The organism is Lentzea jiangxiensis, assembly GCF_900104175.1.
GTDB lineage: Bacteria > Actinomycetota > Actinomycetes > Mycobacteriales > Pseudonocardiaceae > Lentzea > Lentzea jiangxiensis.
This window is the reverse complement of sequence record NZ_FNIX01000002.1, coordinates 723,921-748,573: the sequence shown is the minus strand read 5'-3', so window position 1 is coordinate 748,573 and position 24,653 is coordinate 723,921. Positions and strand designations below refer to the sequence as shown.

The 24,653-nt window shown below is 69.8% G+C and carries 27 protein-coding genes and 2 pseudogenes; 14 read left to right on the top strand and 15 right to left on the bottom strand.

The genetic code is table 11. The features are described from left to right. Positions 1-154 precede the first annotated feature (154 nt). Together BLQ91_RS11130 and BLQ91_RS11125 are read right to left on the bottom strand one after the other, a co-directional pair. Positions 155-592 (bottom strand): SPW repeat domain-containing protein, encoded by a 438-nt coding sequence (locus tag BLQ91_RS11130; protein ID WP_090096631.1) that lies wholly within the window; start codon positions 590-592, stop codon positions 155-157. Positions 593-690: 98 nt separating this feature from the next. After that, positions 691-1,245 (bottom strand): TetR/AcrR family transcriptional regulator, encoded by a 555-nt coding sequence (locus BLQ91_RS11125; protein WP_090096630.1) that lies wholly within the window; start codon positions 1,243-1,245, stop codon positions 691-693. Positions 1,246-1,350: 105 nt separating this feature from the next. On the opposite strand from BLQ91_RS11125, the gene BLQ91_RS11120 reads away from it, so the two are divergent. Further along, a complete protein-coding gene (locus tag BLQ91_RS11120; protein ID WP_245733320.1) occupies positions 1,351-2,241 on the top strand; it encodes an alpha/beta fold hydrolase in 891 nt (296 codons plus the stop codon). Positions 2,242-2,312: 71 nt separating this feature from the next. Continuing rightward, the gene (locus tag BLQ91_RS11115) at positions 2,313-2,885 is read left to right on the top strand and encodes a DUF2231 domain-containing protein (RefSeq protein ID WP_090096628.1); all 573 of its coding nucleotides are present in this window, start codon (positions 2,313-2,315) and stop codon (positions 2,883-2,885) included. 49 nt (positions 2,886-2,934) lie between these two features. Here BLQ91_RS11115 and BLQ91_RS11110 read toward each other — a convergent pair whose 3' ends face one another. Continuing rightward, the gene (locus BLQ91_RS11110) at positions 2,935-3,576 is read right to left on the bottom strand and encodes a hypothetical protein (RefSeq protein ID WP_090096627.1); all 642 of its coding nucleotides are present in this window, start codon (positions 3,574-3,576) and stop codon (positions 2,935-2,937) included. A 225-nt stretch (positions 3,577-3,801) separates the two neighbouring features. Between BLQ91_RS11110 and BLQ91_RS11105 the strand changes: the two genes are divergently transcribed. The 3 genes and pseudogenes from BLQ91_RS11105 to BLQ91_RS11095 form a co-directional block, all read left to right on the top strand. Beyond that, complete coding sequence (locus BLQ91_RS11105) at positions 3,802-4,659, top strand: YihY/virulence factor BrkB family protein (protein WP_342670625.1); 858 nt, start codon at positions 3,802-3,804, stop codon at positions 4,657-4,659. A gap of 165 nt (positions 4,660-4,824) precedes the next feature. Next, positions 4,825-5,463, top strand: a complete 639-nt coding sequence (locus BLQ91_RS11100) for a carbonic anhydrase (protein WP_090096779.1) — start codon at positions 4,825-4,827, stop codon at positions 5,461-5,463. A gap of 237 nt (positions 5,464-5,700) precedes the next feature. After that, positions 5,701-6,853: pseudogene (locus tag BLQ91_RS11095) on the top strand (helix-hairpin-helix domain-containing protein); the annotation flags it as partial. A 214-nt stretch (positions 6,854-7,067) separates the two neighbouring features. Here the strand turns inward: BLQ91_RS11095 and BLQ91_RS11090 are convergent. Next, complete coding sequence (locus tag BLQ91_RS11090) at positions 7,068-7,607, bottom strand: hypothetical protein (protein WP_090096625.1); 540 nt, start codon at positions 7,605-7,607, stop codon at positions 7,068-7,070. Positions 7,608-7,823: 216 nt separating this feature from the next. Continuing rightward, complete coding sequence (locus BLQ91_RS11085; RefSeq protein ID WP_245733319.1) at positions 7,824-8,243, bottom strand: hypothetical protein; 420 nt, start codon at positions 8,241-8,243, stop codon at positions 7,824-7,826. 676 nt (positions 8,244-8,919) lie between these two features. Between BLQ91_RS11085 and BLQ91_RS40205 the strand changes: the two genes are divergently transcribed. Next, complete coding sequence (locus BLQ91_RS40205) at positions 8,920-9,120, top strand: hypothetical protein (protein ID WP_143022593.1); 201 nt, start codon at positions 8,920-8,922, stop codon at positions 9,118-9,120. Between the two features lie 110 nt (positions 9,121-9,230). Here BLQ91_RS40205 and BLQ91_RS41180 read toward each other — a convergent pair whose 3' ends face one another. Beyond that, positions 9,231-10,121, bottom strand: coding sequence for a hypothetical protein (locus tag BLQ91_RS41180; RefSeq protein ID WP_090096624.1), 891 nt, complete (start codon positions 10,119-10,121; stop codon positions 9,231-9,233). 136 nt (positions 10,122-10,257) lie between these two features. On the opposite strand from BLQ91_RS41180, the gene BLQ91_RS41175 reads away from it, so the two are divergent. The 3 genes from BLQ91_RS41175 (at position 10,258) to BLQ91_RS11070 (ending at position 11,677) form a co-directional block, all read left to right on the top strand. Beyond that, positions 10,258-10,677, top strand: a complete 420-nt coding sequence (locus BLQ91_RS41175; RefSeq protein ID WP_176959667.1) for a hypothetical protein — start codon at positions 10,258-10,260, stop codon at positions 10,675-10,677. Positions 10,678-10,922: 245 nt separating this feature from the next. Then, positions 10,923-11,147 (top strand): hypothetical protein, encoded by a 225-nt coding sequence (locus BLQ91_RS40190; RefSeq protein ID WP_143022590.1) that lies wholly within the window; start codon positions 10,923-10,925, stop codon positions 11,145-11,147. Between the two features lie 224 nt (positions 11,148-11,371). Continuing rightward, positions 11,372-11,677, top strand: a complete 306-nt coding sequence (locus tag BLQ91_RS11070) for a hypothetical protein (protein ID WP_143022589.1) — start codon at positions 11,372-11,374, stop codon at positions 11,675-11,677. A gap of 1,032 nt (positions 11,678-12,709) precedes the next feature. Here the strand turns inward: BLQ91_RS11070 and BLQ91_RS11055 are convergent. The 5 genes from BLQ91_RS11055 to ligD all read right to left on the bottom strand — a co-directional run bounded on the left by BLQ91_RS11055 (position 12,710) and on the right by ligD (position 17,624). Further along, positions 12,710-13,246 carry a hypothetical protein gene (locus BLQ91_RS11055; RefSeq protein ID WP_090096777.1) on the bottom strand — a complete coding sequence of 179 codons (537 nt, stop codon included), beginning with the start codon at positions 13,244-13,246 and terminating at the stop codon, positions 12,710-12,712. A gap of 45 nt (positions 13,247-13,291) precedes the next feature. Beyond that, a complete protein-coding gene (locus tag BLQ91_RS11050) occupies positions 13,292-14,698 on the bottom strand; it encodes a pyridoxal phosphate-dependent decarboxylase family protein (RefSeq protein ID WP_218130220.1) in 1,407 nt (468 codons plus the stop codon). Then, the gene (locus BLQ91_RS11045; protein WP_090096620.1) at positions 14,691-15,956 is read right to left on the bottom strand and encodes an ATP-grasp domain-containing protein; all 1,266 of its coding nucleotides are present in this window, start codon (positions 15,954-15,956) and stop codon (positions 14,691-14,693) included. Before BLQ91_RS11045 ends, BLQ91_RS11050 begins: the two co-directional genes overlap by 8 nt. A 7-nt stretch (positions 15,957-15,963) precedes the next feature. After that, positions 15,964-16,497, bottom strand: a complete 534-nt coding sequence (locus tag BLQ91_RS11040; RefSeq protein ID WP_090096619.1) for a hypothetical protein — start codon at positions 16,495-16,497, stop codon at positions 15,964-15,966. Positions 16,498-16,628: 131 nt separating this feature from the next. Further along, entirely contained in the window at positions 16,629-17,624 is a 996-nt protein-coding gene (ligD, locus tag BLQ91_RS11035) for a non-homologous end-joining DNA ligase (RefSeq protein ID WP_342670624.1), read from the bottom strand. 31 nt (positions 17,625-17,655) lie between these two features. Between ligD and BLQ91_RS42575 the strand changes: the two are divergent. Then, a pseudogene (locus tag BLQ91_RS42575) lies at positions 17,656-18,618 on the top strand (serine/threonine-protein kinase); the annotation flags it as partial. A 404-nt stretch (positions 18,619-19,022) separates the two neighbouring features. Here the strand turns inward: BLQ91_RS42575 and BLQ91_RS42570 are convergent. Further along, positions 19,023-19,424 carry an STAS domain-containing protein gene (locus BLQ91_RS42570; RefSeq protein ID WP_090096617.1) on the bottom strand — a complete coding sequence of 134 codons (402 nt, stop codon included), beginning with the start codon at positions 19,422-19,424 and terminating at the stop codon, positions 19,023-19,025. Positions 19,425-19,693: 269 nt separating this feature from the next. Between BLQ91_RS42570 and BLQ91_RS11020 the strand changes: the two genes are divergently transcribed. The 3 genes from BLQ91_RS11020 to BLQ91_RS11010 all read left to right on the top strand — a co-directional run bounded on the left by BLQ91_RS11020 (position 19,694) and on the right by BLQ91_RS11010 (position 21,446). After that, positions 19,694-20,425: a ZIP family metal transporter gene (locus BLQ91_RS11020; protein WP_090096616.1), complete on the top strand. Its 732-nt coding sequence runs from the start codon at positions 19,694-19,696 to the stop codon at positions 20,423-20,425. A gap of 183 nt (positions 20,426-20,608) precedes the next feature. Further along, positions 20,609-20,956, top strand: coding sequence for a hypothetical protein (locus BLQ91_RS11015; RefSeq protein WP_090096615.1), 348 nt, complete (start codon positions 20,609-20,611; stop codon positions 20,954-20,956). A 127-nt stretch (positions 20,957-21,083) separates the two neighbouring features. After that, positions 21,084-21,446: an STAS domain-containing protein gene (locus tag BLQ91_RS11010; protein WP_176959666.1), complete on the top strand. Its 363-nt coding sequence runs from the start codon at positions 21,084-21,086 to the stop codon at positions 21,444-21,446. A gap of 93 nt (positions 21,447-21,539) precedes the next feature. Here BLQ91_RS11010 and BLQ91_RS11005 read toward each other — a convergent pair whose 3' ends face one another. Beyond that, positions 21,540-21,848, bottom strand: coding sequence for an ArsR/SmtB family transcription factor (locus tag BLQ91_RS11005; RefSeq protein WP_090096613.1), 309 nt, complete (start codon positions 21,846-21,848; stop codon positions 21,540-21,542). Between the two features lie 61 nt (positions 21,849-21,909). Between BLQ91_RS11005 and BLQ91_RS11000 the strand changes: the two genes are divergently transcribed. Next, positions 21,910-22,938: a zinc-binding dehydrogenase gene (locus tag BLQ91_RS11000; protein ID WP_090096612.1), complete on the top strand. Its 1,029-nt coding sequence runs from the start codon at positions 21,910-21,912 to the stop codon at positions 22,936-22,938. 414 nt (positions 22,939-23,352) lie between these two features. Here BLQ91_RS11000 and BLQ91_RS10995 read toward each other — a convergent pair whose 3' ends face one another. Continuing rightward, positions 23,353-24,018, bottom strand: coding sequence for a GAP family protein (locus BLQ91_RS10995; RefSeq protein ID WP_090096611.1), 666 nt, complete (start codon positions 24,016-24,018; stop codon positions 23,353-23,355). Then, positions 24,015-24,533, bottom strand: coding sequence for a TetR/AcrR family transcriptional regulator (locus tag BLQ91_RS10990; protein ID WP_143022588.1), 519 nt, complete (start codon positions 24,531-24,533; stop codon positions 24,015-24,017). Before BLQ91_RS10990 ends, BLQ91_RS10995 begins: the two co-directional genes overlap by 4 nt. Positions 24,534-24,653 lie beyond the last annotated feature (120 nt).

Here is a 24,653-nt window from a genome sequence, read left to right as displayed (position 1 = left end):
TCGATGGTCGCCGCCAGCTTGCCGCGATCGAGGTTGATCTCAGCGGGGGTGGCTCTCCAGCACCGGCATTGTCGTTGTGGTCACGTCAGCCCTCCTCGACGCGGATCCGGATCCGTGACGGCTACGCCGGCACGTGCCCGCGAACCGCGAGCGCTCACTGGAAGCGGGCCGAGTCGCCCACCTGCCGATCGATGTCCCGTTCCGGCCGCGCCCGCTTCGTGAGCACAAGGCTCGCGCAGGTCAGCACCACCACGACGACACCGACCACGACGTCGTTGACGACAACCTGCGTACCGCCGTAGTCGAACACCAGGGGAGCCACCACCAACCACGTGCCCAGCACGACGTTGACGCCCCAGCCGACCCGGGCCACAGCTCGCGGCGCGATGGCGCGGGTCAACGCCACCACCACGATGACGAGCCCGATCGCCAGGTCGACCCAGCGGGTGTCCAGACCCGCCACGTTCCCGCGGGGGCCGAACAGCGCCGCGGCCTCCATCAGCCAGATCCCGGCCAGGACGTTCAGGCCGCTCGGCACGCTGGCCAGCGCTTGGTTGCCCTTGGCCGGCGAGCCCCTGGTTCGCGCGTTCATCTCGCTCCCTCGGACCGGCGACCACCGTCCGGGTCGCACCACCGGCCGGGTACCCGCTGTTCACGAGATCACGTCGGCGCGCACGTGCGGTCCGGGGGCTACGGCATGAGCAGAGCAAGAGCACCGGCCACGGCGGCATCGGCCGACTTCTGGCTCCCCGACGCCCGTGCGAGCACGAACGTTCCCTGGAGCACCGCGAGCAACATCGCTGCGGTCTCCTCCGGTACCAGCTCGGACGACAACGAGCCGTCCGCCTTGCCGTCGCGGACCGCCTCCTCGACCACCTCCGCCAGCGTCGCGAACACGGAGCCGATCGCCTCCCGCAGCTCCGGCTCGGCCAGCATCCCGGCGTCGTAGGTGAACCCTCCGACCCGGCAGCCGGCCAGTGCGTCACCGGCCAGCGAGAGCACACCGGCCAGCCGCTCCCGGCCGGTCGGCAGGTCCCGCGTCGCCGCGCGGGTCGCCTCGAGCAGGTCGCGACCGTTCGCCGCCACCACCTCACGTGCGAGGTCGGTCTTGGCCGGGAAGTGGTGGTAGTAGCTGCCCTGGCCGACCCCGGAGGCCTCCATCACCTGGCGCGGGCTCGTCGTCGAGTAGCCGTGGCGCCAGAACATCTCCTTGGCGGAGGCCACGATCTTCTGCCTGTTGTCCACGGCACAACCCTACCCGAGGTCCATACATACCTCTAGGTATTGCCACCATACCTAGAGGTATGTATGTTCGCGGCATCCACTTCCGCACTTGCGAGGAGCACCACTGTGACCAAGGCAGCCACCGCCGCGTACCCCGTCGTCGACCACAAGGTCGAGAACCTCGACGGCTTCGAGCTCTTCTACCGCGAGGCCGGACCCGCTGACGCGCCCGTCGTGCTCCTGCTGCACGGCTTCCCGACCTCGTCGCACATGTTCCGCAACCTCATCCCGTTCCTCGCGGACCGCTTCCACGTCATCGCCCCCGACCTTCCCGGCTTCGGGCAGAGCGCGGCACCTGACCACACCGAGTTCTCGTACACGTTCGACAACGCGGCCGAGCTCGTGCAGAAGCTCCTGACCCGCCTCGGAATCACGCGCTACGCCGTCAACGTCTTCGACTACGGCGCCCCCACGGCATGGCGGCTCGCCCTCGCGACCCCGGACGCGATCACCGCGCTGATCGTGCAGAACGGCAACGCCTACGACGAGGGCATCGACAACGACTTCTGGAAGCCGATCAAGCGGTACTGGGCGGACCGGAGCCAGGACAACCGCGACGCCCTGCGCCACCTGCTCACCATCGACACCACCACGTTCCAGTACACCGACGGCATGGCGCACCCGGAACGGATCTCCCCGGACAACTGGATCGTCGACCAGGCGCTGTTGGACCGCCTCGGCAACGACGAGATCCAGCTCGACTACTTCCTGGACTACGGCACGAATCCCGGCCTCTACCCCGCCGTGCAGGAGTGGCTGCGCACCAAGCAGCCACCGACCCTCGTCGTCTGGGGCGGCAACGACGTCATCTTCCCGGCCGCCGGAGCCCACCCCTACCGGCGCGACCTGACCGACATCGAGTTCCACCTCTTCGACAGTGGTCACTTCCTGCTGGAGGACAAGGCGAGCGAGGTCTTCCCGCTCATCCACGACTTCTTGGCGCGCAAGCTCGGATGACCGGATCGAACCCGCCTCGGGTAGGGGCCAAGTCATCGGGATGGGTGGTGCGCGGCGGGGTAACCGCACGCATGAACCTTCATGAGGCCCTACGAGCCGCCGAAGACCTCCGTGCCGCTGACCGGCCGGCAGCCGCGGTCGCGGCGGTGGCCCGGCGGTTGATGCGGCCGCCCCGCCTCCAGCGGGCGCTGCGAGGATCGTGGCTCGGCCATCCGCTGCACCCCTTGATGATCACCGTGCCCATCGGGGCGTGGGTCTGCGCATCGGTCCTGGACGCCCGCGCGGGCAACGAGGAGGCAGCACGCCGCCTCACCGGCATCGGCCTGGCGGCGGCCCCACCGACCGTCCTGCTGGGACTGGCCGACTACGACCGGCTGAGCAGGCGGCAACAGCGCGTCGGCGTGGTGCACGCGATCGCCAACACCGCCGCACTGGCCTGCTTCACCGCCTCTTACGCCGCACGACGACAGGGAGCTCACGTCCGGGGAAAGCTGCTGAGCCTGCTCGGACTGACGGCGATGGGCGTGGGCGGGGCGCTCGGTGGCCACCTCGCCTACGCCCAGGGAGCCGGGGTGTTCCGCTGGCAACGCCCCGCGGAAGACGGCACCGTGCGCCCCGGCCCCAGCACAGCGGTTCCCGTGTGACCAAGCGGACTTGCCGTCGGCAGGTGTCAGTGCCTGCCGACGGTCGGGTTCACCGCCCTCGGCGCAGCAGCTTCCACAGCAGCAGCACGGCCGTCGCCACGCCGGCCGCGACCACCGCCGGGTGCTGGCGGGCCTGGCGGACACCCTGCTCTACGCGCTGCCGCACGGGCTCGGGTAGTGCGTCGACCGCCTCGAGGGCGGTGACGCCGACCTGCGTGGCCACGACGTCGGCCTTCTCACCGAGCTGGCCCGCGATGGCGGTCGCCTTCTCGCCCACCTGGCCGGCGACCGCACCGGCCTTCCCGCCCACCTGAGCGGCGGCGGCAGTCACCTGGCCGGCGACCGCACTGGCCTTCTGACCGACCTGGGTCGCCTTCTCACCCGCCTGGGCGGCCGCGGCGGTCACCTTCTCCCGGGCCACACCCGTCGCCTCGGCGGCAGCGGGCTGGTCGGGCTTCTCCCCCGTCTTGCCCGCTGCGCCGGTCGCCGGCCCGGCCGCTGCTGGCGCCGGCTTCCCGGCCCTCGTGTCGTTCTGCTTCGGTTCCGCTCCGGCCTGCACGCCGGGCTTGACCGGTCCGGGCACGTTCCTCTGGGGCGCGGGCACGGGCGCGCTGTCACCGAGCTCCCAACGCGTCTGTGCGGTTTCGGCGCGCAGTTCGCCCGCGTCGGCGGGGACGTTCTTGTCGCTCATCGGTGTGCCCTTTCACTGATGCTGGCGGTGCGCTGGTCGAGGGTCGCGACGACGGCGGCCTGGCGGCACGAGCCCTGCGATCCTCTCCCAGCTTGATCCACCTCTACCCAGAACGGCGGTGGTGTACGCCCGATGTTCGGGGGAAACCCGTCGCGCATGGCGCAGGCACTCGACGCACCCACGCAACTGCCAGGGCGTTCCTGGTGGGCAGTCCTGAAGCGAACGGTGAAGGAGTTCGACGACGACAACCTCACCGACTGGGCCGCGGCGCTGACCTATTACGCCGTGCTGTCGCTGTTTCCCGGCATCCTGCTGCTGGTCTCGCTGCTGGGCCTGCTCGGGCCGGGCGCGACCCAGACCATCGTGGACAGTCTGGACGCGCTGGGGCCCGGCGAAGCCAAGGACTTCATCGCGGGCGCGATCGAGAACCTGCAGAATTCCGAGGCCAGCGGACTGCTGGCGGTCGTCGGCCTGGTCACCGCGCTGTGGTCGGCGTCGGGTTACGTAGGTGCGTTCATGCGCGCCGCGAACTCGATCTACGACGTCGAAGAGGGCCGCCCGTTCTGGAAGGTCATCCCGCTGCGGCTGGCTCTGACCGTCGGTGTGGTGGTGCTGCTGGCCCTGGTCGCGCTGGGCGTGACGCTCACCGGCGGGGTCGCCGAGTGGCTCGGCGACCTGCTGGGCCTGGGTTCCACGTTCGTCGCGGTGTGGGACGTCGCCAAGTGGCCCGTGCTGTTCCTCTTCGCCAGCGCCGCGATCGGCCTGCTGTTCTGGGCTTCGCCCAACGTGCGGCAACCGAGCTTCCTGTGGCTCACGCCCGGCGGATTCCTCACCGTGGTGGTGTGGGTCGCCGCGTCGCTGGGTTTCGCGTTCTACGTCTCCAACTTCGGCTCCTACAACAAGACCTACGGCTCCCTGGCCGGCGTCATCATCTTCTTGGTCTGGCTGTGGATCTCCAACCTCGCCCTGCTGCTCGGCGCGGAACTGGACGCGGAACTGGAACGCGGCCGGCGCATGGCCATCGGCGAGTCCAACGGCGAGGACCCGGTCGCCCCACCCCGTGACACCAGGGCGATGGACTGAAGCGGCCCGGGAGGCGAGCGCTGTTCCCAGTCGCGCGACGTGATCTGCGGGACCGCTGCCGCTGCCGGGTAATTGGTGATCATGGCTCGGGCCGCAGTGTGAACAGAAGCACGAGAACGGGTTGCGCGAAACGCGCCACACGACGATCTGTTTTAAGATGTGATCATGGCCGAGTCCACGTCCCTGAGTCCTGCGGAAGCTTTTGAACTGCTGCTTTCGGGCAACCAGCGCTTCGTCGCCGGTACACCCGAGCATCCGAACCAGGACGCGACACGCCGCGCCGAGATCGCACCTGCCCAACGCCCGTTCTCGGTGCTGTTCGGGTGTTCCGACTCCCGGCTGGCCGCTGAGATCATCTTCGACCGCGGCCTGGGAGACCTGTTCGTGGTGCGCACCGCCGGCCATGTCGTCGGCTCGGAGGTGTTGGGCAGCGTCGAGTACGGAGTAGAGGTTCTGGACTGCCCCTTGGTCGTGGTCCTCGGCCATGACGCGTGTGGCGCCGTAGCCGCAGCGTGCGCCGCGCTGGACGACGGCACGGTTCCGGGTGGATACATCCGGGATGTCGTCGAGCGGGTGACGCCGAGCGTCTTGGCGGCGCGGGCCGCTGGTCGCCTGGAGGCCGATGAGATTCTCGCCGAGCACGTCAGCCGCAGCGTCGACCTGCTGCTCGACCGCTCGCGCCTACTGGCCGAGCGGGTGGCCGCTGGTACCGCGGCCGTGGTCGGTCTGTGCTACCGCCTGGCCGACGGCAGCGCACGCCTCGTTGCGGCCCGGGGCTTGGATGTTGGCGTCACCGCAGTCTGATCAGCCGGATCTGCGTTGCATCGGGGTCGGCGGAACCTGTTCTTCGATGCCGCTGGAGTGCGCATCAGCGGGAAGCCAGGACAGTACTCAAGTCCACTGTGTCCAGTCCTGGCTTCTGCGGCGCGGGCCGCGATGGTGCACTTGACTACACAGTATGAGAACTCTGTCGTAGCAATTCGGGCGTGAGCTGGCCATCGAGGCCGTTGGCCTCGTGGACCTGCCGATGAACCTGGACCGGAAAGGTGTCTGTGTCAGTGGGACAAGGACGACTGCTCCGCGATCGGCCTGGTCAAGTTCGACCTGCTCGGCCTGGGCATGCTCTCCGCGATCCGCTACGCGGTCGACCTGGTCGCCGAGCACCACGGCGTTGACGTCGACCTCGCGCATCTCGACCTCGATGACTCCAACGTCTACGACATGCTCTGCGCCGCGGACACTGTCGGGATTTTTCAGGTGGAGAGCCGCGCGCAGATGGGCGCGCTGCCCCGCGTCCGCCCCCTCAACTTCTGGGACCTGGCTGTTCAGGTGGGGTTGATCAGGCCTGGCCCGATCCAGGGCGGCTCCGTGCGCCCCTACATCGCCCGCCGCAACGGCGCCGCCTGGAAGCACGACCACCGGCTGCTCGCGGGCGCTCTGGACCGCACGCTCGGCGTGCCGCTGTTCCAAGAACAGGTCATGCAAATCGCGATCGACGTCGTCGGCTTCACTCCCGCTGAGGCCGACGAGCTGCGCCGCGCGATGGGCTCCAAACGCAGTCAGTCCAAAATGGAGCAACTCCGGGCCCGGTTCTACGAAGGCATGGCGGGCAACGACATCGCGGGCGGCTCGCCGACAGGATCTACACCCAGGCCAAGGCCTTCTCCGGCTACGGCTTCGCGCTGAGGCCACTCGCTGTCCTTCGCACGCCACGCGTTCACCAGCGCCTGGCTCAAGCTCTACTACCCCGCCGCGTTCCCCGCCGGCTTGCTGCGCGCAGCCGATGGGCTTCCATTCGCCGGAGTCGCTGGTCGCCGACGGCCGCCGCCACGGCGTCATCACCCGCAGCCTCGCCCCACCCCACCCTCAAGCAAGTAGCGCCGGCGGGCACGCGGTCCAGCTCGGTCTCGCCGGCGTGCGCGGCCTTGGCACCGACATCGCCCAGCACGTCGTCGACGACCGTCTCGCCCACGGCCCCTTCCGCGACCTCGCCGACGTCGGCCGCCGCACCCGGCTCACCGAACCGCAGCTCGAAGCCCTCGCGACCGCAGGCGCGCTCGGCGAACTGGCGGGCGCCGACCGGCGCACCGCGCTGTGGAACGCCGCGCTACCCGCCCGCGAACACGCCGACCAACTCCCCGGCACCACCACCATCGGCGACACCACACCCGCGCTGCCGGGCATGAGCACGCTCAGGTCGAGTTCGATCAGGGTGGCTTCGGTGAGGTCGATTTCGGGGATCTCGGGCCAGTAGTCGCGGTGTGGTTGGCCGCTGTCGTTTGATTGGGGGCGGAGGTGCTTGGCGAGCAGGCGTTGCACGGAGAGGCGGACGTCGCGCTCTTGCACGGCTTCGGCGTGTGCGGTCTTGGGGTCATCCATCAGGTCGTGCGGGATCGGGGGCCGAGGCGTCAGCAGGGATCGCGGAGCAGCGGCCGGGTCACCCCTGCAGCCGGGTGCGTGGCGGGTAGGGCTGTCGTCGGTGGTGGGGTGTAGGGCATGCGCAGGCAGGCGCACCACGGGCTGGCGATCGTAGGGCGTTGGTCGGGGTTGTCCTGGCCGAGGCGTTCCAGCGCGTACAGCCCGGCCAGTCGTACCGGTGCCTTGTCGGAGCCGAACTGCTCAGAGGCTTTGGTGCAGAGCTCGGTGACCCGGCGGCGCACCGCATCGTCCTCGGTGGCAGCGGCCACTCGTTCGGCGTGCAGCCGGTTGATCTCCGCGACGCGCACGGCGTGGGCGTGTTCGGCTCCCTGGGTTCGCTGGCGACGTGCCGCGAGGTACAGGGCGCCGATCCCGCCGAGCATGACCGCGACGCTGGCGGTGGTCTTGAACACCTCGAGGTGCGCGGTCGTCTTCTGCTCCCCGGTCGCAGGCGTGGTGTTGATCCACAGCCACATCACGGTGAACACCGCGCCCAGGACAACGACACCGAACAGCGCGGCCGCACCCAACCGGCCACCCGACAACGACGGCCGCTGCGCCTACGGCTGACCTTCTGAACCTCGCTACAACGCTGTCGCGGTTCACGGAACCGCAGGTGCTGGAACGGCACGAGGTGGTGCTCGATGTCGCGGTCGGCCTCGCCGGACACCCGAACCTCGGGCGGTTACAGCACCGCCACGGCGCGCCGAGCCGTTTCGCACCGGCCGAGGCGCCCGTGCAGTGCTTCATCTTCGGCCTGCTGCACCTGGACGGCCGAGTCGCTGCTCGGTGAGCCGGTGCGTGAGCTCGTCCAGGCAGATGCCGAGGTCCTGTGCGCTTGTCAGCTCATGGTGAGCTGGGTCGATGACGCCAGTCGCGAGGTTCCCGGCATCGAGTTCAGCCTCACCGCTGGTCCACACGGTTAGCTGGCCTGCTAGATCACCGGTCTCGCAGACGACCCAGGCGGCGGACTTGTCACGCTCAGGGCCGAACGTCAGCTGCCACCGGATCCCCGCGCGTGCCCACTGCGGCGCGTAAGCCCGCACGGCCGCACTGAACTGGGCGAGGTCGAGTTCGATCACGCTGGTGATGCTATGCGGCTGCGGCGGTGTCCGGTGTCCGGTGTCCGGTGTCCGGTGTCCGGAGAACGTCTTGGTGCGCAGCATCGCGAACAAGACATCGCAGCGGCGTCGGGCCAGGCAGATCAGCGCGGCGTTGTGTTTCTGCGTTCGACTGGGGAGATAGTCATGCCGGACCTGGTGACCACAGCTCCATGATCAGGAGCACGAAGAAGGTAACGGGGTATGTCTTGTGGGACGGCACGACGAGGGCGCGCTGCAACGCGCCGGTGTCTCGTCGTGCCGTGGTCCCGGTGGTTCCGCCTAGGCCAGGCCGCGCCATGCCGGGGTCACGACCCGCTGCGGGAGGTGTCCCGAGGGGGGTGACGAGTCTCAGTCAAGCAAACCGGATTGCTGGCGTCGAGCGCTCGCGGCGAACCCGGACGTTTCCGGACCGACTCTGATCAGCGCAAACAGCGCCCCTATCGTGTTGTGCTGGGCGTTTGCCGGACCGGTGCGCCCGCCATCGTACGAACGGTCCGGGGCGAAGCCGGACTTTTCCGGACGGCCTCGGACCGGGCACACGCCAGGGAAGCACATCTGATTTCGGACGAAATCGGCTTCCGAGAAGGGTCCCGGACCCCGTGCCGGTGGGGCAGCATGGTCGCGTCGTGCCTCCCAGCTACGAGAGATGACTGGCTGCAACCGGTCGCTCCAGCGCGTGTGGTGACGAGACGCGATACCTGTCCGTGTTCCGCCTAGGCCACGTTGTTCGAGGTGACCCATGCCCCTTTCCACATCCCGGCCCGCTTCTCCAGCACGCCCGCCCGCCCGCCGCCGTAGCGGCGGCCGGTTCACCGGTCCGGTGCCGGTGCTGGCGCTGCTGCTGGCGTTCGTCGTGCTCATGGCCGCGCTCGGGCACGACACCGAGCTCGCGGTCGCCGCGGCGCTGGCGCTGCTGGCCGGCACCCGCGCCGGCCGGTGAGCCCAATGACCGAAGACACCCCCGCACCACGGGTGCGCATCAGCCCGCCGACGTCGCGGTTACAGGCGCGCAGCAGCGCCGCGCCCCAGGACCAGCTCGCGGTGAGCCTGCTACGCGAGGTCGGCACTGAAGCTGACTACATGCACGCGGTCCGCCGGCTCTGGGAGCGCAGCGGGCTCAGCGTCCCGAAGCTGGTCACGACGTGGCCGAAGCGTTTCGGGCACGATCACGCCCTGGGCCGCAGCCAGCTCTACGCCCTGCGCAAAGCCGACCGGGTGCCGAGGAAGATCCGCCAGCTCGAGCAGCTGCTCACACTGCTCGTCGAGGGCGCGAACGGCACCGCCGACGACGTCCGGCGGTTCACCGAGACCGCGTTGGAGCTGCGCGACCCGCGCAACACCACCGTGGCCCCTCCGGCACCCGACGAGCCCGACCCCGGCTACACCAGCTCCGAGGTCTCCGACCACTCCACTCGGCCCGACGTCTTGCCACCGCAGGCCGGCGACCCTCCCGTACACCCGGATGCCGACCTGAAGCCATCCCCGCCACCCGCGACCGTCGGCATCCAGCACATGCTCGCGCCGCCCTCGATCCACAGCCCCGAGCACGCGGACACGCCCGCGCACCTCCTCACCGATACCGGGCCGGTTCAGCCGAGCCCCGACCCCGCCCCGCCGGTCCCGCCCACCAAGGCACCGGTCTGGGTCGAGCAGCTGCGCCTGCTCGATGAGGACCTGACCGCGAGGCGGATATCCGAAGATGAGTACCGGATCCGCCGAGACGACGTCCTCGCCGAGACGACGGCGCAACCAGAAGACACCCACACCACCACGAACGACGCCCTCGGCGGCAATGACACCGGCCGCGACGGCACAAGCAGTGTCCAAGACGCTCTGGCGGCCGAGCAGGACCAGCAGCCCGCTCACGCCACGCCCGTCCGACCCGTCCAACACGAGAAAAGCCCAGCAAACCAAGGGCGTCTTGGTCAGGTCCCACGACATCGCCGAGGTCCGCGGGGCAGACGGTCTTCGTCTCACGACCAGGGCGAGCGTAAGCGGCCGGCCCGGTCGTGGAAGGCGGTCGCGGCCGGGACGAGTTTGGTACTGGCCATGGCGGGCGTGCCCACCGCTGGTGTACATGTCGGCCAACGCGGCCAAGTCGAGCTTCACCTACCAGCACGGCACCGCCGCCCACGACACCTGGTCCGACGGCGCCTGCACGGACGGGATGTGCTCAGTCCAGCACCTGAACTGGCGGTGGAGCGTCGCCGCCGGCGGCCGCGTCGAGACCACCTTCACCCTCAGCGGCACACCGCGGCCCGGACGGGTGATCGGCGAGCGAATCAAACGTGGCACCTGCAATGAAGCCATCCTGGACTGGACCATCACCACAGGACAGAAGCACCTCGACAACGGCACGCTGCAAGGCGACCGCAGCAGTCAGCCGCTGGCGCTGCCGCTACCGGCAGACGCCACCACTGTCACCGTGACAGCCACCCGGCGCGACAACCACTCCTGCGAGACCACCCTCGACTGGGTTGACTCATTGCGGCCCTGATGACGCGGACGGGCCTGGCATGTCGAGGCCAGCATGCCAGGCCCTCTCCGCGGCGCATCGCACCACCAGGATCCAGGGGGTACGAGGCCGCCAAGCTGAACGACTCCTGAGATACCGATGCGCGTTCTGGCAAGAGGGTCGGAAGGCTTATCGCTCGTAGGAGTGAAGCAACGGATCCCTCAGAGCCAGCCGGGTAGCCGACAGGAGCAGGAACGCCTGGCCAAGAGGAAAACAAAGGAGTGGTCATGAGGCGACGGATGATGACGGTGCTGGCCTCTGCGGCGCTGGCGTCCGGTGCGGTAGTGGGTGCTGCCGGCTCTGCTATCGCGGAACCAGACGTCTCGATTGTCGAATGCCTGGTCGGTGGCGGTCTGCCGATCCCCGTCTCCGAGGACGGCCAGAACCTCCAGTGTCTGGGAGGCGTGTACAACGGCCACAAGGTGCGGCTTCCGCAACAACCCGGTGCGTGAGCCACGACCATCAGCAGCCAGGTCCGACGTGTCATCGCCAGGCAGGAGCGCACGCCACAACTCGGGAAGGCCGCGTGCGAGCGCACGTGGGCGCCGTTCCGGCTGCAGGCGGACCGTGTCAGGAACCTCCTCGCCCTCGACCATCCACGTGCACGGGTGGCCACCGGCCTCCAGCGAAAGCCAGCGGCAGGTCCTCGGGCACGTGCCGCATCAGCGTTGAACCGGTGAGTACGGAATTGTCGGTGTGCCGTGACAGGCTGCGCGCCATGATGAACGTGTTCCTCGGCTCGGCCGAGCTGGGTGAGGCTTTCGGCGCATCGGCAGCGGCGTGGCCGGGCATGGGGCTGACCGTGCTGCGCGGGACGCCGGCCGATCCCGGCGCGGCTGGTGAGATCACGGTCCGCCGCGGTGAGGAGGTCCTCGGGTTCACCGAGATCTCGCCCGCCCACGACGGCAGGCGGGTCTACCGGGTGGTGATCACCACCCGGGCATCACGGCGTGCCGTTACCGGCTGGGTTCCTGCCGCCTGACCCGGTCCGGGTGCAGCACAACCAGCGGCTCCGCTGGCTACCGGCCGACCACCCCGACCGGCCCGTCGGAGGTACCGTCCGCCGCAGCCTCTACCTCCGCGCCGAACCAAGCGAGAGACCCAGGCGAGCTCAAGGCACGACACGCGTTCGTGCTCGCCGGTACCGAGCACAGCCCATGTGCGCCGCGCCGCGTTGGCCGTCGAAGCCGGTGCCGTGCTCAACGTCGATACCGCTCTGATCGCCTGCAGGTCCGCTCTGAACAGCGTGTCGTCGAGGAGCTCGCGCGGATCGTCGCCGACGAACCCGTCCGCGAGCACGTCGCCGTTCTGGTCAACACTCAGCCCGGTGTCGCTCAGGCGGGAGTTCACCGCGTCGAGGTAGTCGCGGGAAATCGCCTCGACGTCATGGTCGCCGGCCGTGATCCACGGCGTCCGGCCCGTGCGCTCCTACGCCATCCGGCTCGGCGGCATGCTCGAGGACCTGCAGCGCCAGGCCCGCGGCGAGGGTTTGCTCGTACGTGGTTGCCCCACTGGTCGCGTTCACGACAACGCATGTGGATCTTGGGCTGGTGGAACCACGTCCCGATCGGCGGCTACGACTTTCTGAACAGTCCAGGTTCGAGCGACATCTGCTCACCGGTGAACGGTCTGGATGCAGGTCATCGGTCGAACGGCGGCCGCGGTTGTCCTTCGGGGCAGGCCGCCACCGCTGGCGGCCGCGCGGCACGCCGAGGTCGGTGGCGTAGGCGTTCTGGGTCCTCACCGACTTCTGGTGCGCGCCGGTGAGGCCGAGCGTGCTGATGGCACGGGCTGCCGGACGCCTGCGGGCCGACGAGATCCTCGCCGAGCACGTCAGTCACACCGCCGGCCTGTTGCTCGACCGTTCGCGCCTGCTCGCCGAGCGCGTGTCCGCCGGCACAACCGCTGTGGTCGGCCTTTGCTACGACCTGGCGGACAGCACTGAAAGGAAGCTGTTCCGGGCAGACGACTTCCGAGCATGCCGACGACACCCGCTACGTCGAGTTCTGCCGGATCAGACCGCGGCGTGGCAGATCTCGTCGTCGGCCGCGGGCGCACTCCGGCGGTCCGCGGCGATGTGCGCCAGCACGACGGCTGCCTTCTCGGGTGCGAGAAAGCGCAGTCCCATGAAGTTGTCACCCGTGGTGAAGCCCGGCAGCGCCCAGATCTCCTCGTAGGGCATGTGCACCGGCCAGTAGTGGCGGAAGCTGTAGACGTTGCTCCACAGGCACTTCGTCGGATCGGGGCGCCACAGACGTCGTGCGAACGCCGGATCCCGGAACGGGTGCCCGACCTCGCCGATGGCCAGCACGTGCTTGCGGCCGGTGAGCAACACGACGTCGCCGAGGGCGAGGCTGTCCATGCGTTTGTCGTGTTTGGCCGTGGCGCCCCAGAACCGCGCCCGGCCGCCGGGGTGCACGGTGTTCAGCTGGGCGAGGTCCGCCGGACTCGGACGGATCGGCTCGAACGGCACCGCTTGCGCCAAGGTGTCCGCCCAATGCCTGCGAGCACCGGGAGTGCCGTAGGAGGGTTGGATGACGACCTGAACCACGAAGCCCACAGTACCCGCGGCTCTGTGGCCCTGCGAGCCACCACGTCAGACGGCGGCGGACCGACCGGCGGTCACGATCGCCGTGAGCACGCGGTCGAGGTCGGCCCGGGTGGCGCGCGGGTTGATCGTGCACAGCCGCAACGCCAGCTGACCGTCCACTGTGGTCGTCGCGACGAACGTGTCGCCGCTTTCGTTGACATGGCGGCAGATCGCCGCCTGGGTCTCATCCGAGCCGTCGCGGTAGCGCAGGCAGACGATGCCGAGGCTCGGGCCGGTGACCAGGTCGAGCTCATGGCTGACCGCGACGCGGTGGGCGACGTGTTCGGCCTGGTCCAGACCGTGGTCGATCGCCGCGCGGAAGGCCGACACACCGAAACCCTTGAGCGACAACCACAGTTTCAGCGCGCGGGCCGCGGTGGTGAACTGCACGCCGTGGTCGGACAGGTTCGTCTCGGTGGCTGCGGGCCGGGAGACGGTGAGGTAGTCCGTTCCGGCGCGGAACCGGTCGATCGTGAACGCCCTGTGCAGCACGTCGGGGTTCCGCACCAGCACACAGCCGATCTCGTACGGCTGGAACAGCCACTTGTGCGGGTCGACCGCCACCGAGTCGGCTTCGGCCAGGCCGCGCAGGGCGGTCCGGCCGCGTTCGGTCAGCGCTGCGGCGGCGCCGTGTGCTCCGTCCACGTGCAGCCAGAGGCCTTCGGCACGGCTGAGCTCGGCGAGTTCGGGCAGCGGGTCGATCGCACCGGTCGCCGTTGTGCCCGCGTTCGCCAGCAGCAGGAACGGGCGCAGGCCCGCTGCCCGGTCGGCGTGGACCGCCTGCCGCACGGGCTCCGCGTTCATCGCCGGCAGCAGCCGCACCTGCTCCCGGCGCAGGCCCAGGACGTGGCACGCCTTCAGCACGGCGGGGTGGGTCTGGTCCGAGCAGTAGAGGACGCCGCCGGCCGAGTCGGCGCCGAGGCGGTCGTCCCGTGCGGCGGCGATCGCCGTCAGGTTGGCGAGCGTGCCGCCGGGGGTGAACACCCCACCCGTTCCCTCCGGCAGGCCGAGCAGTTCGGCGAGCCAGCGCGCGGTCACCAGTTCGACGGCGGCGGGTCCCGCTCCGACCGGCCACGCGCCGGGAGAGGTGTTGAACCCGGATGCGAGCAGGTCGCCCAGCACGCTCAGGAAGTTGTTGGCGCTGGGGATGAACGCCAGGCAGCCGGGGTGCCCGAGCCGCAGGGAGCGCGGCAGGACCTCGCGGGTGAGGAGCTCGAGGAGCAGGCCGGGGTCGGCGGGGTGCTCCGGCACGGGCTCGCTGAGCACGTGCCGCAGGTCGGCCGGTGTCGCGGGTGTTCTGACCGGTTGTGCGCGCAAGCCGGTGAGGTGGTCGACTACCAAGTCGACTGCCTGGTGTCCGAGCTCGCGCATGCGCTCCGGTGGCAGGTCGAGCCACCCGGCTTCGTCAGGCACCGTCGAGCACCACCGAACGGCGCACTGCCCGCACCCACTCCCCCGCCTCCGCTGTGAGCTCCGGTTCCGGCTGGAGGGAGGCAGCCGGTCCGGCGAGTTGCAGCAGGAAGAGCTCCTCCCCCGGCCGGACGGCATCGCCGGGATGGGCGTGGCACCACAACAGCGCTTCGCCGGGACGTAGCGCGAGGAGGTCGCTTTCCGCCTGGTGGTGCAGCAGACCGGCCTCCAGCCGGTACGGGCCCGGCTCGGCCCGCTCTCTCAGCACACCGTGCCGGTCCGCGGTGATGACGAGCTGGCTGAGCGGCAGGTGCGTCGTGCTGACCTCCCGCACGGGCAGCGAGGGCGACAGCGCGGCCAGCGTGTGCGTGCCGAGGGTGGGAAGCAGTCCTGCGGCGCGTTCCTGCGCCTGCACCAGCGACACCACGGTCTGGAACCTCGGGTTGATCTCGATCGCGAGCACCGCCGCATCGGGCGTGACGAGCAGGTCGAGCCCGAAAGCGCCGAGGAAGCCGAGCTCGCCGAGCCGGTCGCCCACGAGCGCGCAGACCTCGCGGCAGCGTGCCGCCGCACCGGGTGGCAGGGCGTTGTCGGCGATCAACTGGTTGCCGCAGTGCGCGCCCCAGTATGAGGTGAGGGCGGGGATTCCCACCAACTGGTGCGACAGCGCCGACACCACGGTGCCGCATCGCGTCACGCACCCGCTCACGGTCACAGTGAGCCCGTTGACATGAGCCGAGACCCGCAGCGTCTCGCCGGTCCACTCACGCAGCACCTCGTCCCGTTGCCGTGGTGTGGTGACCAGGCGGGTGCCTTTGCCGGTGAGGTTGTTCGCCCGACGCTGCACCACGAGCGGACCCGTTGCGGCGTCGGGAATCTCGCCGTCGACGACCCAAGTGCGCGGCGTGTCCACTCCGGCGGCGGTGAACAGCTCCAGCGACGTGATCTTGTCCGCTGCGGCCGCGACGGCGGCCGGATCGGCGGCGAGCAGCCGCAGACCTGCCGTGGCCGCCCAGATGTGGGCACCGGTCCCGTCCTCGGGTGCGAAGCTCACCGCGAGCCCCTGCGCGACCGGCGGGTCCGCGGGGAGCACGAGGCGGGACTCGCGCCGGTGGTCCCGGCGGGCGAAGCGCAACCACGGAATCGCCGGCGCCGCTGCCGCACCGAGGAACGGCGATCGGTCCTGCCAGGTCAGATGAGGTGCGTGCTGCCGCAACAGCTTCACGCCCTCGTCGAGCGGCACACCGCTGATGGTCAGCACAACGCGCTCAGAGAACGGTGAACGTGCCCAGCGAAGACTGCCGCACGATCCCTTCGTCGGTCAGGCACCGCGCCAGGTCGACCGCCGGAGCCGCCTGCACGGCCTGAGCGGGACGCCCGGCGAACACGCCGTCGGTGATGGTGCCGACCTTGGTGATCACGTCGGCGCCGGGGGCGGACGTGATCGTCACCGTGTAGGAGAAGGTGCTGGTCCTTCCGTCCGTCCAGCTGATGAGGCGGCTTTCCGCCACGGCGGCGAGAGGTTCCAGGCAGCCCGCGGTGCGGTCGACGACGAACTCGCTGCTCCCGCGTTGCGCGACCGCCCCACTCGCACTGGTGCACGAGGTGTACTGGTCCTTCACCGACGTGCGCACCGGTCGCGGCAGGAGCACGACACCGGGCGAGTAGGTCCAGTTCGACGACGTCGTGCACGTCACGGCGGCCAGCTCGTTCGCGAGCGCGACGGCGTTGGGAACAGCCGTGGACAGGAGCACGGCGGCGGCGACGCCGAGCGCACGGCAGGATTTGGTGAGGAGAGCCACTGTTCACGCATCCAGGTCTCGAACCACGACGGTGAGCGGATCCTATTGATCACGAGGTGATGCGCGTGATCACCGGATCGGGTGGACTTTCCGCACCGCCCGCACTCGAACACCCGCAAAGCCGTCTTCTGTCATCGCTCGCCGGGAAGCACGACGCTGGAGGGGTCGCGGTCGGGACGCAGTCCTCGCCACGCCGGGTGCCGCAGGCGCCCGTCGGAGGTCCACTGGCGGAACTCGACCTCGCCCACCAGCCCCGGTTCGACCCAGTGGGCGTCGCGGGCGTGCTCGCGTGGCACCTCGACGTCGAACGGGCTGGTGCGCCGCGCTCGCCGCTCCAGGTCTCGTTGCAGGTCGGCGAGCATCTCGCGGCTGAAGCCGGTGCCGACGTGTCCGACGTAGACCAGGCGGCCTTCCGCGTCGTGGGCGCCGAGGAGCAGGGATCCGATCCGGCCTGACCGGTTGCCCTGCCCCACCCGCCATCCGCCGATGACGACCTCCTGGGTGTGCCGAAGGGGAGTTTTCACCCAGGAGGGCGACCGCCGGCCGGGTTCGTAGGTGGATTTGACGCGCTTGGAGACGATGCCCTCGAACCCGTACTGGCTCGCCACGTGCAGGACGTCCGCCGGGTCGGTGTCCGGAAAGGACGGAGGCACCTGCACGGCGTGGTTGCCGGGCAGCGCGAGCTCGGTGAGCAGGGCGCGCCGCACGTGGTAGGGCTTGTTCAGCAGTGATCGGCCGTCCAGGTGCAGCAGGTCGAACACGAAGTAGGCGATGGGCGGCCGGGTGCGCCGCAGCTCCCGCACCCCCGAGCCGATCTTGTCGCGCTGCTGCAGCAGGCCGAAGTTCGGGCGTCCCTCCTGGTCGAGGGCGACGATCTCGCCGTCCAGCACCGCCGTGCGGTGGCGCAGCAGCTCCGGCAGGACGCCCAACTCGGGGAAGCGGCCCAGGAAGTCGATGTCGTTGCGGCTGAGCACCCGCACGCCCCGGCCCTGGCAATGGGCGACACCCCGGTAGCCGTCCCACTTGAACTCGACGGCCCACCCGTCGCCGTCGGGTGGGTTGCCCGGGGAAGCGAGCATCGGCCGGACGATGCCCAGCGGTTCGGCTGCGGGCGCCGCGTTTCCCACCTGACCACCTCCTGCGCTCCTCCCCCTGGACATGGTCGGCGAGAACGGCTCGGTTCGCAGCGCGACGAACCCGCCGCCGGCCGCGCACCGGCGCCGAGGCCGGCAACGACTCGCAACCACGTCGTCTCGCCTGGTCACCGGCACCGCCGTTGCCGAAACCCCCGGGATTGATGATCATGGTGATCGGGAACCCGGCTCGCAGTCAGCCGCCGACCGGAAGGCCGCCATGTCAGCGTCCGCCCACGACAACCTGCTCGCCGAGCGCTACGAGCTCGCCGAGTCGCTGGGGTCGGGCGCCGTGGCCGACGTCCGTCGCGCGTGGGACACCCGGTTGCGGCGGCAGGTCGCGGTCAAGCTGTTCCGGGCCGGGTCCGACCTGGGTGACGCGCGCCGGTTCGACAACGAGATCACGACGCTGGCCGGGTTGTCGCATCCCGGCTTGGTGCAGGTCCACGACGCCGGAACCACCGCGGGCACCCCCTTCGTCGTCCTGCAGCTCGTCGACGGCTGCACGCTGCGCGACCGCATCGCCGATGGACCTTTGAGCAGCGATGAGGTGCGCCGGTTGGGCGCGAACCTCGCCGATGCCCTGGCCTACGTGCACGCGCGGGGTGTGATGCACCGCGACATCAAGCCGTCCAACATCCTCATCGACCGCGACGGCGGCGCCTACCTGGCGGACTTCGGGCTCGCGCGTCTGATCGGCACGACCCGGCTCACCGGCACCGACCAACTCGTCGGCACCGCCGCCTACCTCGCTCCGGAACAGGTGCGCGGCGAGGAGTTCGGCTGCCCGGTGGACGTCTACGCCCTCGGGCTCGTGCTGCTCGAGTGCCTCACCGGGCAGCGGGAGTACCAGGGCAGCGAGATCGAGTCGGCGGTCGCCCGCCTGCACCGCCAGCCCGCCGTTCCCGACGAGCTGCCCGAGGACCTCAAGCGCCTGCTCACGCTGATGACCTCTTTGTCCCCGCGCCGACGCCCGAGTGCCGCCGACTGCGCACGGGCGCTTCGAGAACCGTCCGGGACGGTCGCTCTGCTCGACGTGCCCGTCCGTCCGCAGCGCCCGGTCCGCGTGCTTGTGGCATCCGCGGCACTGGCACTGCTCACGACAGCCGGTGTCACCGCCGCGTTCCTGTCGCCTCCACCGCCTGCGGAGTCCGCACCGCAACAGACCACCACGACGCCCGCCGTCCCGGGCACGACCAGCGTGCTCCCACCCGTCGCCGAACCGGCTCAACCGCGGAACAACCCACCCGCTGCGATTCCCACGCAGGTCAACCTCAAAGGCGAGGACAAGCAGGACGAGAAAAGGACGACGACAAGTCCGAGGAAGGCAAGGGCGGGAAAAAGGCCCAAGGCAAGCAGGAGGGCAAGGGGCGCGACGGCTGAGCGGTTCTCCTACCGCCGCTGCTGCGGTGGCACCGCCGGCGTGGCGCGGACGGCAGCGAGAGCGTCCGGCAAGTTCGCGAACAACGGGAGCAACACGTCGGTCCCCGTCATGGCAAGAGGCGCCAGAACGGCGTGATGCGCTGCGACGACGGCGAATGGAACTCCCCGCTGCTGGGCGTCTTGTTGCACCGTCAGCAGCAGAGCCATTCCGGATGAACCGAAGAAGGTCACACCCTGCAGATCGATGACGAGCCCGGCCGGGGCGCGTTCCAACGCCTCGACGGCCTTGGCGAGCGGTGACCGCTCCGTCACCATGTCGACTTCGCCGGTCAGGACGACGACTACGACGCCCGCATCCTCCACCAGTTGGGTGGTCAGCACGTCCAAAGCTCCGTTGTACTGGTCGTTCATCGCACTCCCATCGGCCCACCGCGAGAAGCGCCGACGCGAGCCGCTGCCCAACCCGGAAAACCTGTAGATACACCTCGACTGGAAAAATTGGTGGTTCGAAAGACGACCTCCCACCGTATGTCAGCACACCGATAAGCACAACCGCAGCGACAACGCGGGGAGTTTTGTTGCATGCGGCACCCGCCAGAACGAGGTGACCGGAGGAGAAAACGACTGCGGCGATCTTCACCGTGTGGTGCGGACACCCCGCGGACGGCAGAATCAGGGGCATGCTGACCGCTGTGCTGTACGGCTTGGCCGCATCGAGCGCGTTGGTGGTCGGTGCGATCGCCGGGTCGCTGTGGCGTCCGCCCCGGTGGTTGACGGGGGTCTTGCTGGCTTTCGCCAGCGGGGCGTTGATCTCGGCCCTGGCGTTCGAACTGTTCGAGGAGGCCTTCCACCTCGGTGGCGCCGTGCGGTCCGGACTCGGCCTGCTGGCCGGTGCGGCCACGTTCGTGCTGGTCGACTCCGCTCTCGACCGCTACGTCACCGGTCATGTCGGCCCGGAACAGCGGGAGGTGACGAAGGCCGGTGCGCGCGGCGGCGTCGGTTTCGCACTGCTCGCCGCGGTGACCCTGGACGGCGTGCCGGAGAACCTGGCGCTGGGGGTGTCGCTGGCCAGCGGGGTGTCGCTGACCCTGCTCGTGGCGATCTTCTTCTCCAACCTCCCCGAGGCGCTCGTCGGTGCCGTCGCCATGCGCGAGTCGGGGCAGAGCAAGCGCAGCGTGGTCATGACCTGGGTGGCGTGCGCGGTGCTGCTGGCCGGCGCGGTGGTGCTCGGCAGGCTGGTCGCGGGCGGCCTCAGCGACGCAGTCCTCGCCATCGCGCTGTCCTTCGCCGGTGGTGCCGTGATCGCCTCACTGGCCGACACGCTGATGCCCGAGGCGTTCGAGCACGGCAGGCCGCTCAACGCGTTCGCCACGGCCGGCGGCTTCTTCCTGTCGTTCATCCTCGCCGCGTGACGGTCCCGGTCAGGCCTGCGACTGCCACGTCCAGTGTGGACACTCACGTCCCGGTGCGCAGCCGGGGTCGCCGTCGTCGCAATCGGTGAGCACATCGACAGGAAGTCGCACAGACCGGCGAACTTGCACGAACGCGTGTGTGTCTTTCGTTCGTGCCGGCAGCTCCGTTCGTATCGTGCAGGCGTGGGAGAAGAACGCGCACAAGGTCAGGAGCCTTCCGAGCTGGGCATCGAGGTGCTGCCCATCGCGATAGCGAATCTGCGCGCCGAGCTCACCGAGGCCCGCGATCTGGCCCGCAGGCTCGAAGGGGAGACTCCCGCGCAGGTCAACCGCTTGTGGTGCGATCAGCTCGCGGAGGAATACCACGACGCCGGTGCCGGCCAGGCGGCGATGGCGGCGCAGCTGGAGCAGTGGCGCCGGACTCATCCGGACGCCGTGGGTCTCGACGAGCTCGCCGAACTCGTCGCCGAGGTGGAGCCCGTCCGCCAGGCGCTGCTGCGTCAACTCGCCCGGCTGCGCTCCGCTGAGTAGCCTCGCCTTGTTTTGGTCAGGACTACTGCAGCGTGAGAAGCGTTGCCCGTCTCGGTGACGAGCCGCCGACGGTCCGAGCGGGCGGCTGTGCCGGGCAGCGCACACCCCAGTCGGAAGAGCGATGACCATGACCGAGCTGAGCGACCGTGCGCCGATCTCGGTGCACACCAGCCAAGACCAAGCCGTGCCCGTGACAGCGGTCGCCGGCGAGATCGACATGAGCACCGCCGACCTCGTCTGGAACGAGGTCCACGCCCGGCTCGCGATGAAACCGGACGTGCTGGTCCTCGACCTGAGCGGTGTCGAGTTCATCGGTTCGGCAGGCATTCACGTGCTCGTGCACAGCCAGCTGGAAGCCGAGGACGGCGGCACGAAACTCGCGGTGGTCGTGCCCGAGCAGAGCTTCGCGTCCCGGGTGCTCAGGACCGCCGGCGTGAACGAGATGCTCGACCTGCACGCCGACCTGCCCAGTGCGATGTCCACGCGGTAAGGCGGTACGACTGATCTGCCACCTCGTCTCCTGCGCGGTCGACGGCCGCGAGGTCGACCGCCGTGAATGACCGGCGAACACACACCGGATGGCCTAGAAGACGTCGCGCAGGGTCTCCAGCAGGCGGGCGATGTTCTCCTCATCGCGGCGGTAGTAGGTCCACTTGCCGCGCCGGGTGGCGATCACCAGCCCCGCCTGTCGCAGCGTCGTGAGGTACTGCGAGGTGGTCGGCTGGCTCAGACCGGCACGCCGCTGGATGTCGGTGACGCAGACGCCGATCTCGACGTCGTCGAGCTCCTGACCGGGGAAGCTCATCGGCTCCTTGAGCCACACCAGCATCTGGCGGCGGGCCGGGTTGGACAGGGCCCGGAACACAGCCAGCAACTCCGCTTCCGAGAACACGTGATCATCGTAACGCAGCATCACATTGATTATTCGCAATGTGTCGATATATCGTGGCCGCATGTCCACTTCGATGCGAGTGATGGAACTCGTCCGCTTCGGTGGCGCGGACACCGCGTTCGCCACCCGAGAGCTGCCGCAGCCCGTTCCGGGACCCGGCCAGGTACTGGTGCGGGTGATGGCCACGTCCGTGAACCCCCTCGATCTGCAAACCCGGCGCGGCGACTACCGCGACCAGGTCGCGCTGCCCGCGGTGATCGGCAACGACGTGTCCGGGGTGGTGGTCGAGACCGGTCGTGGAGCAGACGACTTCCAGCCGGGTGACGAAGTCTGGTACCTGGCGCCGGTGTTCGCCGGACTGGGAACCTATGCCGAGTTCCACGTCGTCGACCAGGCACTGGTCGCCCGCAAGCCCGCACGCCTGTCGCACGTCGAGGCCGCCGGCCTCGCGCTCGTGGGCGTGACGGTGTGGGAAGCGCTGGTCGAACGCGCCGGGGTGCGGGCCGGGGAAAGGGTCCTGGTGCACGGCGGAGCAGGCGGAGTCGGCTCCGCCGCCATTCAGATCGCCAGGGCGCTCGGAGCCGAGGTGGTGACCACCGCGCGGGCCAGGGATCACGGGTTCGTCACCGGACTGGGCGCCGGCACCGCGATCGACTTCTCGGCCGGGGACTACGCGCCACAGGTCCGCGCGATGGGCGGGGTGGACGTCGTCCTGGACACCGTGGGCGGGGACACCCTCACCCGCAGCCCGGAGATCCTCGCTGACCGAGGCCGTGTGGTGTCCATCGTGGACATCTCCGAACCTCAGAACCTGCTCGCCGCGTGGGGCGTGAACGCGACTTACCACTTCGTCTTCGTCAGTCCCGGCCGGGCGAAGCTCGAGGCCCTCGGCCGCTTGGTCGACCGGGGAGAACTCCGACCGGTGATCGGCGCGGTGCTACCGCTGGCCGACATCGCGCAGGCGCACACCCTGCTCGAAGGCGGCTCCCCCACCGAAGGGCGCGGGCGACCCCGCGGCAAGATCGCCATCGCCGTGCATCCCCTGGACCAGCCGCCGCACGGGACGGGGTCATCGGGTCGGGAGGAGTAGCGGGACCGCTTGCCGCCTGGGCGCTCCGCAAGTGACCGAACTCGGGCAGGGTCCGACCTGCCTTGCAGCGCCAAGCCGAGCTTCAGACGATCACCGGCACGAGGTTGTCCACGTCTGACACGGTGGCACCGGGCTGCTGGCGATCAACGCACGGACCGCCTCGGCCAGATCCTCGTACAAATCGGGCACGAGGTGCCACCACCGCCAATCGGACGCCTGCCGCGTTGGCGAACTCATCGCTGCTGATCAGCGCCTTGATACCGGACTGGTCCAGATGCGTGACCGCTCGCGGATCCGCTATCAGGCCCGGCGGAGGTGAGCGCGACCTGACGAGCAGTGCGGCTTCGAGCAGCGGCGCGCTGTTGTGGCGGTCACCGCCAACTGGATGCGCACCCGGAGGACCGCCACGCCGGCTCACCACAGGAAAGCCAGCAGCACGACGCCGCATGCGAGCAGGAGCCACAGCACGCCCAGTCCGACGTTCGCCGGCACGGCCTTCTCCGCACCGAGCCGGGCGTAAAGGCCGTCGAGCCGGGGCCGCACCTTCCCGCCGAAAGCCGCGCCCAGCACGACGAGGACGACACACGGCAGGCAGTAGATCAGCGCGTAGGCGGCGAGGACGAGGAGCGCCTGTCCGGTGTGGACGCCGGCGGTGACCAGCCGTTCGACGGCCAGGAAGTACGGGAAGGCGTTGGGCAGGTCGGCGCCCGTGACCACAACACCCAGCGGCACCGCGGTCCGCACCGACACCCATGCCGGCAACACCACGGCAGTCCGGGTACGTGTGCGGAAGCGCCGGACACCGGCCACCACCAGTGAGCCGGCCCCGAGCAACAGCGCCGCACGGCGCAACCAGGTCATGGCGTCGGTGATGACGCCCGCCGCGACGTCGGCACCGACCAGGAGCACGACGCCGAGCGCGAGCACCGCGGTGTAGGCGCCGAGCGCGAACAGGGCCGCGGCGGTCACGGGCCGGCGCGAAGGAGAGAGCAGGAGCAACGCGACACCGGCGATCGTCGCCGGGTTCAGCGCGTCCAGCAGCGCCAAGCCCGCGATGCCGGCGAGCAGGACGGGACTCATTCGACGCCCGGCGGCAGGCCGAGGTGGCTCACGAGAGCGTCGACGTCGGCCGCGTCAGGTGGCTGCGAGGTGAGTGCGTTGAACAACAGCCCGTCGCCGACCAGGCGGACCACGCGGGCGCGAGCGGGATCGCCCAGCTCCGCCAGCAGCATGCGGTCCCAGCGCTCGGCGGCCTCCCCCACCTCCGCCGGCAGGTCGAGATCTCCGGCGGCGGTCACCTTCACCATCGACAGCACCGCCTGGAACAGGCGTCGGTCCTGGTCGTCGGGGACCGACAGCCGCAACCACGCGGCAGCCATCGCACCTTGTGCGGCGGCGGCCGTCAGCCGCTCGTCGGCGAGCCGGACAGCGCGTTGCACGACGCCGTGCAGCAGCGTCGTGGTGGTGAAGTGGTAGAGCACACCGCCCTTGCTCACCCCCGCCTCCTGCGCCACGGCGTGCAGCGGTGGAGGCACCTTGCCGGCGATCAGCAACCGTTCAGCCGCGTCGAGGATCTGGTCACGGGTATCGGCCATGTAGCCCACTGTACCGTCCGGACGGTACAGGTCCTCGGCTCAGGTCCACCACCGGTCGCGCCAACGCCAAGCCGAGTCGTCAAGGTGCCGGGCGCGGCTCGTCGCAAGTGATCGGAGGGG